The sequence below is a fragment of the Lunatimonas lonarensis genome, from assembly GCF_000390185.1.
GTDB classification, from domain to species: domain Bacteria; phylum Bacteroidota; class Bacteroidia; order Cytophagales; family Cyclobacteriaceae; genus Lunatimonas; species Lunatimonas lonarensis.
The window spans coordinates 44,389-56,549 of the sequence record NZ_AQHR01000050.1 but is presented as its reverse complement, the minus strand read 5'-3'; the positions used below and the strand labels follow the sequence as shown (position 1 = coordinate 56,549).

The window sequence follows — 12,161 nt, the reverse complement described above, 5'->3', positions numbered from 1 at the left end:
TTCTTTAACATTTTTCGGTAGCTAGGGTTTACTTAGTACCTTTGCAGACTAATTAGAAGATATGACAGTAGTTCCCTACAAAGATAAAGAAGGCGGAAAGAAGGAGCAGGTAGCTGATATGTTTAACAATATCAGTAAAAAGTACGACCTGCTTAATCATGTCCTAAGCCTTGGTATTGATATTGTTTGGAGGAAGAAAGCGGTTCGGTTGTTGAAAGATGACCAGCCGAAATTGATATTGGACATTGCTACCGGTACCGGTGATTTCGCGATAGAGGCCTTGGCATTGAATCCCGACAAGGTGATTGGCGTCGACATCTCTGAGGGGATGCTTGCGGAAGGAAGAAAAAAACTCACCAGACGGAAACTGGACGACCGCATCGAGCTTCAGCTCGGTGACTCCGAAAAGTTGCTTTTTGAGGAAAATAAATTTGACGCTGTCATCGTTTCATTTGGTGTCAGGAATTTTGAAAATCTGGAGAAGGGGTTAGCGGACATGTACCGGGTGCTGAAGCCTGGAGGCAAAACGGTCATCGTGGAATTTTCCAAACCCAAAAAATTCCCAATGAAACAGGCCTATAATTTTTATTTTAAATATATCTTGCCGAAAATTGGGAAGGTAGTATCTAAAGATAACGCAGCCTATACCTATCTCCCCGAATCGGTTCAGGTATTTCCAGACGGGAAGGCCTTTATGGATATCCTTGAGAAGGTAGGCTTTAAAAACACAAGATGCAAAGAACTCACATTTGGAATCAGCTCGATTTATGTAGGAGAAAAGCAATAGCCGCTTGCTTTATTTTTCTGATTTCCAATGGATTACTTGCTCAAGAACGCCATATAACCTTTCACCATTCCGGAAACGACGATCAGTTTCTTTCCTATGGGTTCTTTTTGGCCGCCCATAACAGCACACTTCGTGTGAAATATTCAGAGGCCTTTATGGATCCTTCCCATCCCCGCCTTTCGAATGTAAGGGCGGTCATGCCTTCTTATTCGCCAGGTTTCGCCTTAGGTTTTTTGGTCACTACCCGTATACACGATCAGCTGAATGTGCTGCTGACTCCCAAAGTAGCGTTTTACGAGTACAAGACGGACTTACAGGTCTTTACAGATGGAACCAATACCACCGGCGGCGCCGGGATCAACACGATTTCGTTGATGACGGAAGAAACACTGGTGGAATTACCCCTTCTCTTCAAGTACAAGTCTGAACGTTTTAACAATACCCGCATGTTTTTTATCGGCGGACTGAACGGGCAGCTCCGAACCAAAAACCAGGAGGAAGCCGATGAAGATCCTATAGTACTAAGAGGGAGGGATGTGGCCTTGGAAATGGGGATGGGTTTCGATTTGTATTTTAAGTTTTTTAAATTTTCTCCTGAGATTCGGTTCTCCCATGGCTTGACCAATCTGTACCGACCCGGATTTGGTGACGCCCGTGTGACGGAGGCAATTGACGATATTCGACGAAAAAGCATCACTTTATACCTCAACTTCCAGTAGATATGCCGTACATAATTTTTTAATGCCTTGGTTTTTTCCCGTTCCGGAAATTTTTACCTTCAAGGATGGAAAGAAAAATAGCATGTATCACCGGGGCTACTTCCGGCATAGGATGGGCTACGGCACTCCACCTGGCAAAAGAAGACTATGCGATTTTGGCATGTGGCAGAAGAAAGGATCGCCTCGAAGAATTATCCACGAAATTGTCTCCGGAGATTCCTTTCAGGTATTTGGTTTTTGATGTGCGTGATCAGGAACAGGTAATCAGTGCATTTGATTCGTTGCCAGTCGAATGGCAGCCCATAGAAGTCCTGGTAAACAATGCCGGCAACGCCCATGGGCTGGACACGATCGATCAGGGCGATGTGGAGGACTGGGATGCGATGGTGGACATCAATGTGAAGGGCTTACTCTATGTTTCCCGTAAGATCATTCCCGGAATGGTCGATCGAAAGAGCGGTCAGATCATCAACATTGGTTCCATCGCTGGTAAAGAAGTGTATGCCAAGGGCAGCGTCTACTGTGCATCGAAATATGCGGTAGATGCCCTGACCAAGGGAATGCGCATCGATCTGAATCCCCATGGGATTAAAGTCATGGGAATACACCCCGGTGCCGTGGAGACCGAGTTTTCCCTCGTCCGGTTTAAGGGAGATACCGAGCGGGCATCCGGTGTATATCAGGGTTTTGATCCTTTGACGGCCGATGATGTGGCGGAAATCATCGCCTTTGCCGTTACCCGCCCCAAGCACGTGGTTATGGCAGATGTCCTGCTATTGCCTCTTGCCCAAGGCAGTGCCACCGTTTTTAATAGGAATTCGGAGTGAGGTACGCTGGGATTTTTTTACTTGCATTGCTTGCGTGCAGTCAGCACAGGTCTGCTGATTCGGAGGCGGTCAGCAATGTTACTGGCTACGAGGTAAAGGAACTACCGGCGTTGGCCGTTGACGGCCCTGAGGAGGGTGCGGCCGGGCATCTTCCCGGAGAGTTGGAGCAGCGTTTGATAGCGGCGGGATTGGCAAATGTTCAGGAAGTGATTCCTGATGTATGGGTGGATCTGAAGTATTCGTCCACGGATAATTTCTTTGGGATGGATGTCTACGGGGAGCTCCAAACGGCCTACCTTCAACCCGAGGTGGCAGGAATGTTGAAAGTGGCACATGAACTGCTCCAACAACGCGATCCTACCCTTACCTTTCTGGTGTATGATGCTGTTCGTCCGAGGTCGGTGCAGTGGATTCTGTGGGATAGTTTGGATAAGCCGGACAGCATTAAGCCTCTTTACGTGGCGGATCCCCGTCGTGGCAGCCTGCATAATTATGGTGTGGCAGTAGACCTTACGCTCGCCTCCAAAGGATCCGGTGTTCCGTTGGATATGGGGACCCATTATGACTTTTTTGGGTACCCGGCCTACCCGGATAGGGAAGATCAGATGCTCCGGGAGGGGAAGATTACACAGACGCATATCCAAAACCGTCAGCTACTTAGGGAGGTGATGAACGGTGCCGGATTCAAGGGAATAGGCTCCGAATGGTGGCATTTTGATGCATTTTCCAGAAAAGTTGCAGCTGAAAAATTCGACATTGTAGAATAATAATTGTATTATCGACCCATCTTTCAAAATAACCCGATTTATGAGCACTAATTTTCGACTTAAGACATTATGCTTTGGCCTTCTGGCCTTGACATTGGTTTTTCTTCAATCCGTTGAGAGCCACGCGCAAAGCCAGTTTAGGGCATTGGTTTTTAGCAAGACCAAAGGTTTCCGACATCAATCCATTCCCGATGGGGTGATGGCAATCAAGCAATTGGCCTCCAAGCACCGTTTTCAGGTCTATACAACTGAGGATGAAGCGGAGTTTACCAAAGAAAAATTGGAGAAGTATGACGTAATTGTACTTATGAGTACTACGGGTACTATTTTCAACGAGGAGCAAAAGTCGGCCTTTCAGGAATTCGTACGTAGTGGCAAAGGCGTGGTGGGCATACACAGTGCTACCGATACAGAATACGATTGGAAGTGGTACAATGACCTGATCGGAGCGCAATTTGCCTATCATCCCCATCAACAAACAGCCAGGTTAAAGGTGGTTAATAGAAACCATCCTTCTACCTACCACTTGCAGGAAAACTGGCTGATGACAGATGAGTGGTACGCATTCAAGAATTTCAATAAAAACGTAAATGTCCTCGTGAAGTTGGATGAGACCTCGTACGATGTGGGTCAACGGAATGGGGAATCCATGGGGATGGTTGACCATCCGATTTCCTGGTATCATGTCTACGATGGTGGAAGGGTGTTCTATACCGGATTGGGACACACGGACGAAGCATTTAAGGATGAGTCTTTCCTGACGCACATATTGGGAGGCATTTGGTATGCCGCCTTGGGACGGCCATTCTAGGGCAAATAGACCTATCCTTTTTTATAGCCGCGTAGGTGACTTTTTTTCGGGTTGCCTACGCGGTTTTTTTGTCAACTACCGAGCTATATGACCCATACCTCGAAGACCACTCCTTATTTTCGACATCCGTCGATGTATCAAACTGGGACATCAAAGTGTTCGTTTTTGACCATATTTGGTTGTTAAGCAATTGTTAATTAGTGTCTTATGGGTAAATTATTTTCTAATATTTTTTTAATCGCATGCAACCTTAAGACGAGTTCTTCTCTTTGATTTTTGCGCGAATTGTGTACTGTTTGAAGAACAATTGATGACCATTGTGTTCGATTTTGGAACAGGATGTGGCCGGCGTCATGGCTTTTGTTATTTTGCCTTGTGGCTTCGCACTATCGAATTATTGACTAACAGTAATAGGCTTTTTAGGTGAAGAAATTTTGTGGAATGGCATTGGCATAAAGCCAATAAAAACAAACGGAACATTTCAACCTAAACACATCATCAAATGAAAACGCTCATCACATCATTGCTCGTTCTTGCATCGGTCTCCTTTTCATTTTCCCATCCATTGCCACCTGAAAAAAACCTCGAGGAAATAGTCTATGTAAAGTCAAAAGACCAGCGATTCAGTCTATTTGTTACTGAACCCGTCGGTAAGTTCGTTGTGAGCATCTTCAACGAAAAAGGCAAATTGATCGATCGGGTTTCTTTTCGCGCCAACGAGGCGGTTTCGGTACCCTTTAACCTAACGCAGGTACCAGAGGGTGAATATTCTGTCAAGGTACAAAGCAAAGACGTGTCCATTGCCTTTTCGATTTCTTCCAAGAAACCAATGGAAAAACAGTTGATTGCCTATGCAAAGGCTGTGGGTTCAAGGAAAATATCGCTGACGGTGGTAGGGATCGAACAACCTGGAACCCAGGTAACGTTTTACGATATCAACACGCAGCGAGAAATCAAAGGAGATTACGTAAAACAATATGCGGGTTTTCAACGAGACTATCGGTTAGCTGACACTACCGTAGACAAGGTATATATGAAGGTAAAGGATGTCCATGGCAACACAAAGACCTTTTATTTCTGACCAAAAAGGCCCCTCTCCCACATCCTTAAAACCGAGGTTGGGAGAGGGCAATAATTATTTAGTATCTAATTGGGGAAAAGGCTACGGTCCATGTTTGGGATGATCCGAAGGGCATTTTTGTAATACACTTTCTTCAGCACATCATCCGGCAGACCCAACCCATACATACGCCAAAAGGCGTGGTATTTTTTATAGTAGGGGAAGTATTCGTCTTCTGTTTCCAAAACCCGAAAATAGGTAAAGAACTCCTCCTTGTTATAAGAGTCTTTGCCAAAAAGCAACCGGTCTTGGTACTTGATAAAAAACTCCCTGGCCCTTTTCGGTTGCCGGCCAAACTCGGCGATCACGGCAGCGATACCGAAATTCACATTGGGATAGGTATCCAAGTGTTTGGAGGCTCGGTCCAGGTCGTTGGCCATCCAGCCCATATGGGCATTGATAAAGGTTGTTCTTGGATGTTTTCGGAACACGTTGTGCTGCTCGGCGATAATTTGCTCAAAGGGCGCTGGGTTATCGACACCTCGACGTCTGCCTGGATGTATTTTTAGTTCCAGCCATCGTTCGTTTTGCGAATCCATCGGTTCCCAGAACGGCGCCGGATCTGCCGAATGGATCAATACGGGGATTCCCAGTTCACCGCATTTTGCCCATATAGGATCCAAGTGAGGATGATCGACAGGTACACGCTTGCCGTTGATATCCCGAACCGAAAGCCCCAGATTTTTAAAGATTTTCAATCCTTTTGCCCCATTCCTGACGTCGGTCTCCAATTCGGCGACGGCCTTTTTTGTCCAGTCTGCACTGCCAAAATTTTCGAAAGAGAGATTGGTAAAGACCACAAAGCGGCCCGGTGCCACGCCGTTAAACCGCCTGATCATCGAGTTCATGTATTCTTGGGCGTCTATTTCGCTCCGACCTCGGGCAAATGACTTGCCGCTAAGGTTGACCATAACTGCCATATTAAGCTCTCCCATCTCTTTCAGCAGGAAGTTGATCCGCTCTTGGGTTACATTTGATTGGTGGCTATGGATATCGACAAATGGAAACTTGGCCCGGTATAGCGGATTCTCGGGAACCACCAAGGTGGATTTTGGATCATAGGTTTCAAAATCCATTTGCTGCCCGTAGACAGCCTCCTGAATCGCCGTTCCGAAAGAGAGAATAAGCGTAAGGCATATAGGGATAAAACGCATGATTAGATTGGAAATGTAAAGAACTGATTTTTACAAATTGGCTACTCAGGCTGCACGGGTTGGACCCAGGCCATTTCGTACACCATGTCTTCTACCGGGTTTTGCTGCTTTCGGCTAGAGGTTATTTTTGCACGCACAAAGAGATGGTCCGGGGCGACCTTAAAGGAGGCTTCGGCCCCTTCTGTACTGGCCAATACTTCCGTTTCACGTTCGCCCTTCTGACACCCGATAAACTCGATCGTGTAGGTTACTCCTGGTTCTTCTGTGGCTTTCACGTAGAGCACATTGTCCTTAAATTGGATTTTGTCCAAATTTACACCGGTTGTGGCATAAAAATCACCGTTTTCCAAGGCATCAATCAGGCTGCCCGGTTCAAGCGAATCGGCCAAAACCATGACCCAGCCCCGGCCTGAATTGCTGAATTCTCTTCCGAAGAGGTGATAATTGTGGCTGTCATCCGTTGCCAGACCAAAAAGGAGTGGCTGCTCTTTTTGGATGTAGGCAATATTGATGAAATCCCACATACGCTCGGTTCCCATGCGTAGTCCATCGCCCATGTTGTGCACTTGTGGATGGCCATTGTAGACTTCAAAAAAACGCTCACCCTTTAGTTTGACGATATCCTGGAGCGTAATGGCCCAACGGAAGTTGGGGTGGTTGATGTGGACAAGCATGGGTTGGCCGGTTTCTCTCCTCCGTTCCAGCACGGCGTTAATGTTGTTTTGAAGCACCTCGGCTACGCTTTCTCCGCCCGTGGGAAGGAATATTTTGTCCAGGTTGGTTACATTTAGGTGAAGAGGTTTGCCCTTGTATCCATCCGAGATTTCTTGGGCTGGAATCATTAAAAAGCGTTCCTTTTCCTCAAAAAGCGGCGCATATTCTTCGTATGTTTTAAGTTTCACCAGTGTCTTACCTTCTTCTTCTTTGTAGCTGACCCACTCGTCACCGTATTTTTTCAGGTATTTTTGAAAGGCTTGCTGGTAAACACTGTCCTCATTTAACGTGATCCATTTTTCTCCTTCTGCAAAAATATTGTGATCGGTAAGCGCTACGAAGTGGTATCCGTGGGATTTATACCAGTCCATGATGACCTCCGGAAACTCGTCCCCATCACTCCAGTAGGAATGGGTATGAAGGTTACCTTTGTACCATTTTCGGGTATCTTCATCCGGGGTGCTCCGACAGCCGACGAGTTGAAACCCCAGCAGGGCGAGCAGAAAAATCAACGATGGTGGTTTTTTGCGCATGTTTTTTACGAATATAAGTTAATTGGCTCTTCAAGGTAATAAGATTTTTCTATAACCGCCCAGCAGAGCCCATTGAATTTGGGCCAATTAGACACACCTATTAAAAATATCAGCTAGCACGTGGGGCATTAGCTCGTGCCCACCCTCATACTGTATGGTAGATGTATGCATTGGCTGTAGGTGTTTCCACAAGGCCTCCTGCTCTTGTATTTTTGAGGGTGTCAGGAAAGTGTCCTGACGGCCTACTACCAAAAAGATATTCGTGGCGGAAATCTTTTTCCGAAAGGTGTCCAGATCAAGGTCATGGGCCAAACCACCTCCCCATAACGTTAAGGAGGTGATTGGGTGGCTTGTATGGGCCACCCATCGACTGGCGGTTGCCGCTCCTTGGGAAAACCCCAGCAGATGAATGCGTGGAGCAGGTCCAATCTGTTCCAGACAATCGTTAACGACCCCATCCAAGTAGTGGTTGCAGTTTGCAATATCATTCTCCCGTTCATGGGAAGTCATCCAATTGGCGCCCACCCTTCCTGAATAGCCTTCCTGGTAAAACCGGTTTATGCCTTCCGGTGCTACAATCAGTCGGTCGGGTGCGACTAGGTGCCGGAATTTATGGAGAAAATAGGGAGCCAATTGCCCATATCCGTGGAGAACTAACCAAAGGTCTGATTCCTTACCGGTAGGCTTCGTTGCAGCAAGGTAGTTCTTTTCGAAGGAAAATCGGGTGGCGGCTCGGTGAAATCCATCCATAGATTCAGTGGTTGAGGTCCTCAAATTTAAAAGGCAGAAATTGTCTGATGCCATCAGCGACCAGTACGCGCTGGTTGGGAGTAAGAATCAGAATTTCGATTTCCTGCTTGAATTTGACCTCGTATTCGCTGATGCATTGCCGGCACATGCCGCAGGGAGTCACTGCTGCAAATCGGGTAGGTTCTTCCGCCCGTCGGGCCACGATAGCTAGTTTGACGGGCTTGGCGTCGGGTTCAAGGCCATGTGCATACCCTAGTGCAAGGCGTTCGGCACAGGTTCCTACGGGAAATGAAACATTTTCCTGATTGTTTGCCGCAAAAACTTTTCCGTTGTTCAGGAGAACGGCCGCCCCTACCAAAAATTGGGAATAGGGAGCATAGGCCCTTTCGGCGGCTTGCTTCGCCTCCGAAATCAGGCTTTGGGAGGTTGCATCCAGTTCCGAGAGGTCCAGTTCGGTCAGTTCACAGGTGATATAGGTTTTTTTAGGAGCCATAGCTTAGCATAGAGGGATTCTTGAAAAACGTCGATGTTGCCAATTTGTTTGTGAAAGGAGCAGCAAGCCTCTCGGGTGGGTTAAGAATCCAAAATTCGCTGAGTGATCAAACGGTAGATTTCAGCGAGGTGTTCGTCGTACTGAAGGAATTGATGGTGGCTTTCCAGTGTCTCCAGGTCCTCTCGGATTGCAGGGCCTGTCTGAGCTTTTTTCGCACCTATTTCCAAGGTTTTGCCGATTTGTTCGATTATTAAGGGTTTCATCATTTCGAAATCCAACCCCTGCCGTTCCATGATTTCTTCCGCAATGCCGATTAGGTGGTTCGTAAAGTTACTGGCAAATACGGCCGCCACGTGTACCGCTTTCCGATCCCTTGACTTTACGGTATAATGGGGGGACTTTAAGCTTGTCGCTATCTTTCGAAGTTTTTTAAGCGTTCCTGGATCATCTGCTTCCAACAAGATGGAGACATCCGAGAAATCAATCGCCTGGTATTTGTTAAAGGTCTGAAGGGGGTAGAATATACCGGTGTAGCTTGCGGAACTATAGGCCAGAATTTCCAACGGCATGCTGCCACTTGTGTGAACGAGTGTACTCCCTTCCGGCAGAATCACGGCATCTGCCAAGGGTGCAATTGCCTGGTCAGCCACAGCCAAGATGAATAACTCTGCCTCACTGCCGGAGAAATCAAGGTTGTCCGTAGGCTCGGAGGCATATAATCTTTCGGTTATTTTTTCCGCCTGTTGAAAGGAACGTCCGTAGACCTCCGTGATGGTATGTCCTGCACTTTCCAACGCAGCACTTAGGTGCCAGGCCACGTTTCCGGTGCCCAAAAGAGCTATTTTACACTCCATAGTCAAGAAAAGGTTTCAAACAAGAAAGCCCCAGTCATAAGCTGGGGCTTTCAAGATAGTGAATAAGAATTGAAATTTTACTCCAACCCTTTGTTTCTCATTTTCATAAATTCGTCGTATCGACGGAAGATTGCCACAGAAAAACCGATCAGCATGATGATGGTTCCCAACCAAAGCACATTGATGAACGGTTTGATGGAAGCTTTCATGACCACGTAATCCTTCTGATAGGTGTTGAATTTAAACATGAACTTATTTTCTTCCGGCAAAATATTGTCGATTTCAATCTTTATTCCTAAGTCGTGGTCAATGTGCGCAATTTTACCCACCTGGTTGCCCCGGATCAAAAAAATGGGCTCCAGCCTTTTTTCCACGTCATAATCGTTGATGATGAGGGTGGCCTTCACGGCGATGTCTCCTTCCATCAGTTCCATTCCATCCACTTCGTTTACGATGTCAGCACTTTTAAAAAAGGTGACGAAATCATTGACGAAAAACTGCTCTCCCGGAGCGGCACCTTCAAATTGGTCATCTTTCCACTCGGGATCCTCGTAATCGTTGATTGCGGATACGTGGGTATACAGGTCTTTGGATAAATACCGCTTCGAATCCGGGGATGAAATCAACCCCATCGTAGGATTGGGTTGGGACATGGGAAACAAGGTGAATTTCAAATCGCCGTCTTGGTAATACTCTACCTTGAAATAGCTGTTTTGCTCCAGTACCAAATCCACCTCATCGCCCTTTCGATGGTATAACCTGTCCTTTGCCCAAATATCATCCAGGGCGGTGGCCTTATTAATTCCGTCCGTAGACTCCAGCAAATCAGCTTTTACATAGCCCGGAACGCCTACCAGTTTTTTGTAGCGACCACGGTAGATCACTTCGTATTCTTTCATCTGCAATGGCTTGTTTATCCAGAGCAGTACGTTTTGTTTGTTCAGTTCATCCTCCCAGTCCTTTTTATAGGTTAATCCCGACATGTTTATGGAAATGGTATCCGAATACCCAGAGGAAAACATCACCCCGATGAGGATCATCCCGAGCCCGATATGGGCCAAAGACCCGCCCGTCAGCTTTAGCGATCGTGATTTGAACAGTTTGATCAATATCGAGCCGTTGGCCACGATCGTGAAGGCACCGGCCAACACAACCACTATGTAGGTGACGTCATAGACTTTGCCCAAGGTAATAATGATTGCCGATACGACCATGGAAATAATATAGGGGGTCACCAAGGCTTCCTTCAATGCCTTTTTGTCCATTTTGTTCCACCAGAAATATTGACCTATGCCGGTCAAAAGAGCTAGCGCAACGGCAAACCAGAGTTGGAATTTTGTGTAGAATCCGACCTGATCAGCAGGAGGCGCCATGTTGGAAATCCCGCCCAGTCCTTCGACAATTGCATTGTACACCGGAATGGAGGTCGGTACGATTACCTGAAAGGCCATTAACCCCAAGGTAGTAGCCCCTATGAAAATCCAAAACTCTCTGGAATAGACCGAGGCTTCCTTTTCCGAAGTGGGAATATGTTTCCATTCTTTTGCTGCGAAAAACACCGCTACGGCAAGAAAGAAAAGCATGTAGAGAAGCAGCTGCCCGGATAGACCCAGGTCGGTAAAAGAATGCACGGATGAATCGCCCAATACTCCGCTACGCACCAAGAAGGTGGCATACAGCACCAGTATAAACGAGCTGATGACCAAAACCATGGATGTTTTAAGGGCGGTACTGCTCTTCTTGTAGGTAATCATGGTGTGGATAGCCGCCACCATAACCAACCATGGCACATAGACTGCGTTTTCGACCGGGTCCCAGTTCCAGTAGCCGCCGAAATTCAAAGTGACATAGGCCCAATAGGCACCCATAATAATACCCATCCCCAGGATCATCGCGGAGAAAATGGCCCAAGGAAGTGCTGGTCTAACCCATTCGGAATACTTTTTCATGTAGAGCCCACCCATAAGGAAGGCAAAGGGCACAAGCGTGGAGGCATAACCCAAAAAAAGCGTTGGCGGATGGATGACCATCCAGATGTTTTGGAGCAATGGATTAAGACCGGTTCCATCGGCGGGGATAAAGTCCGGATTGATCTGGAAAATAGGCGCTTCAGAGACATCCCGTAACAGAATAAATGGCGAACTGCCTATTTTTAGATCTCCGATCACTACACCCATGATCATCGACACCAAAAACGCCTGAACCAACGCGAATACAAGCATCACAGGACCTTCCCAGAATTTATTGGTATGGATCAATATGAGACCCAGTGTGACATTCCAGAAAATCCACAAGATAAAAGCACCCTCTTGCCCCTCCCAAAAACTGGAAATCATGTAATGGACGGGAAGTGCCTTGGAAGAATGGGAATAGGCATAAAAATATTCGAAACGGTGGCTGTAAATTATTTCGAACAATGCAACCGCCATTCCCACACTGGCAACGGCATGAACATAAAAGGAGATTCTACTAAATCGCCTCCAGGAAGCTTTTTCAAGTTCGGAGGCATGTATATACTTAAGGTAAGAAAGGGCGGTGATGATGGCCGTCACAAAGGCGATCACAGTCATCAGGTGCCCCAAATTACCAACGAAGGTATTGATCATTTCCTGAGGGTTGATTGATTCCGATA

The 12,161-nt window shown here is 46.8% G+C and carries 12 protein-coding genes; 6 read left to right on the top strand and 6 right to left on the bottom strand.

What is annotated here, in order from left to right; all coding sequences use genetic code 11:
- Positions 1-61: 61 nt before the first annotated feature.
- From ubiE to ADIS_RS08285, 6 genes are all read left to right on the top strand, one after another.
- On the top strand, positions 62-787 hold the full coding sequence (gene ubiE / locus ADIS_RS08310; protein WP_010853985.1) for a bifunctional demethylmenaquinone methyltransferase/2-methoxy-6-polyprenyl-1,4-benzoquinol methylase UbiE: 726 nt from the start codon (positions 62-64) through the stop codon (positions 785-787).
- Complete coding sequence (gene porT, locus ADIS_RS08305; RefSeq protein WP_035805246.1) at positions 733-1,506, top strand: type IX secretion/gliding motility protein PorT/SprT; 774 nt, start codon at positions 733-735, stop codon at positions 1,504-1,506. The genes ubiE and porT overlap by 55 nt, the downstream gene beginning before the upstream one ends.
- A gap of 65 nt (positions 1,507-1,571) precedes the next feature.
- Entirely contained in the window at positions 1,572-2,333 is a 762-nt protein-coding gene (locus ADIS_RS08300) for an SDR family NAD(P)-dependent oxidoreductase (RefSeq protein ID WP_010853983.1), read from the top strand.
- A 110-nt stretch (positions 2,334-2,443) separates the two neighbouring features.
- Entirely contained in the window at positions 2,444-3,100 is a 657-nt protein-coding gene (locus ADIS_RS08295; protein ID WP_010853982.1) for a M15 family metallopeptidase, read from the top strand.
- Between the two features lie 40 nt (positions 3,101-3,140).
- Complete coding sequence (locus ADIS_RS08290) at positions 3,141-3,911, top strand: ThuA domain-containing protein (protein WP_010853981.1); 771 nt, start codon at positions 3,141-3,143, stop codon at positions 3,909-3,911.
- A 502-nt stretch (positions 3,912-4,413) separates the two neighbouring features.
- Positions 4,414-4,992 (top strand): FlgD immunoglobulin-like domain containing protein, encoded by a 579-nt coding sequence (locus ADIS_RS08285; RefSeq protein WP_010853980.1) that lies wholly within the window; start codon positions 4,414-4,416, stop codon positions 4,990-4,992.
- A 65-nt stretch (positions 4,993-5,057) separates the two neighbouring features.
- Here ADIS_RS08285 and ADIS_RS08280 read toward each other — a convergent pair whose 3' ends face one another.
- From ADIS_RS08280 to ccsA, 6 genes are all read right to left on the bottom strand, one after another.
- Positions 5,058-6,185 (bottom strand): amidohydrolase family protein, encoded by a 1,128-nt coding sequence (locus ADIS_RS08280; protein ID WP_010853979.1) that lies wholly within the window; start codon positions 6,183-6,185, stop codon positions 5,058-5,060.
- A gap of 41 nt (positions 6,186-6,226) precedes the next feature.
- Positions 6,227-7,432 carry a CehA/McbA family metallohydrolase domain-containing protein gene (locus ADIS_RS08275; protein ID WP_035805244.1) on the bottom strand — a complete coding sequence of 402 codons (1,206 nt, stop codon included), beginning with the start codon at positions 7,430-7,432 and terminating at the stop codon, positions 6,227-6,229.
- A gap of 87 nt (positions 7,433-7,519) precedes the next feature.
- Positions 7,520-8,182: an alpha/beta hydrolase gene (locus ADIS_RS08270; protein ID WP_010853977.1), complete on the bottom strand. Its 663-nt coding sequence runs from the start codon at positions 8,180-8,182 to the stop codon at positions 7,520-7,522.
- 4 nt (positions 8,183-8,186) lie between these two features.
- Positions 8,187-8,675 (bottom strand): cytidine deaminase, encoded by a 489-nt coding sequence (locus ADIS_RS08265; RefSeq protein WP_010853976.1) that lies wholly within the window; start codon positions 8,673-8,675, stop codon positions 8,187-8,189.
- 80 nt (positions 8,676-8,755) lie between these two features.
- A complete protein-coding gene (locus ADIS_RS08260) occupies positions 8,756-9,529 on the bottom strand; it encodes a Rossmann-like and DUF2520 domain-containing protein (RefSeq protein WP_035805242.1) in 774 nt (257 codons plus the stop codon).
- A gap of 77 nt (positions 9,530-9,606) precedes the next feature.
- Entirely contained in the window at positions 9,607-12,135 is a 2,529-nt protein-coding gene (gene ccsA, locus ADIS_RS08255) for a cytochrome c biogenesis protein CcsA (RefSeq protein ID WP_010853974.1), read from the bottom strand.
- Positions 12,136-12,161: the final 26 nt, after the last annotated feature.

Bases quoted from the DNA above. Each gene is read 5' to 3' on its own strand.
- ADIS_RS08270 (WP_010853977.1), bottom strand. From the start codon at position 8,182: ATGGATGGATTTCACCGAGCCGCCACCCGATTTTCCTTCGAAAAGAAC.
- ccsA (WP_010853974.1), bottom strand. From the start codon at position 12,135: ATGATCAATACCTTCGTTGGTAATTTGGGGCACCTGATGACTGTGATC.
- ADIS_RS08265 (WP_010853976.1), bottom strand. From the start codon at position 8,675: ATGGCTCCTAAAAAAACCTATATCACCTGTGAACTGACCGAACTGGAC.
- ADIS_RS08290 (WP_010853981.1), top strand. From the start codon at position 3,141: ATGAGCACTAATTTTCGACTTAAGACATTATGCTTTGGCCTTCTGGCC.
- ADIS_RS08285 (WP_010853980.1), top strand. From the start codon at position 4,414: ATGAAAACGCTCATCACATCATTGCTCGTTCTTGCATCGGTCTCCTTT.
- ubiE (WP_010853985.1), top strand. From the start codon at position 62: ATGACAGTAGTTCCCTACAAAGATAAAGAAGGCGGAAAGAAGGAGCAG.
- ADIS_RS08280 (WP_010853979.1), bottom strand. From the start codon at position 6,185: ATGCGTTTTATCCCTATATGCCTTACGCTTATTCTCTCTTTCGGAACG.
- ADIS_RS08275 (WP_035805244.1), bottom strand. From the start codon at position 7,432: ATGCGCAAAAAACCACCATCGTTGATTTTTCTGCTCGCCCTGCTGGGG.
- ADIS_RS08260 (WP_035805242.1), bottom strand. From the start codon at position 9,529: ATGGAGTGTAAAATAGCTCTTTTGGGCACCGGAAACGTGGCCTGGCAC.
- ADIS_RS08300 (WP_010853983.1), top strand. From the start codon at position 1,572: ATGGAAAGAAAAATAGCATGTATCACCGGGGCTACTTCCGGCATAGGA.
- porT (WP_035805246.1), top strand. From the start codon at position 733: ATGCAAAGAACTCACATTTGGAATCAGCTCGATTTATGTAGGAGAAAA.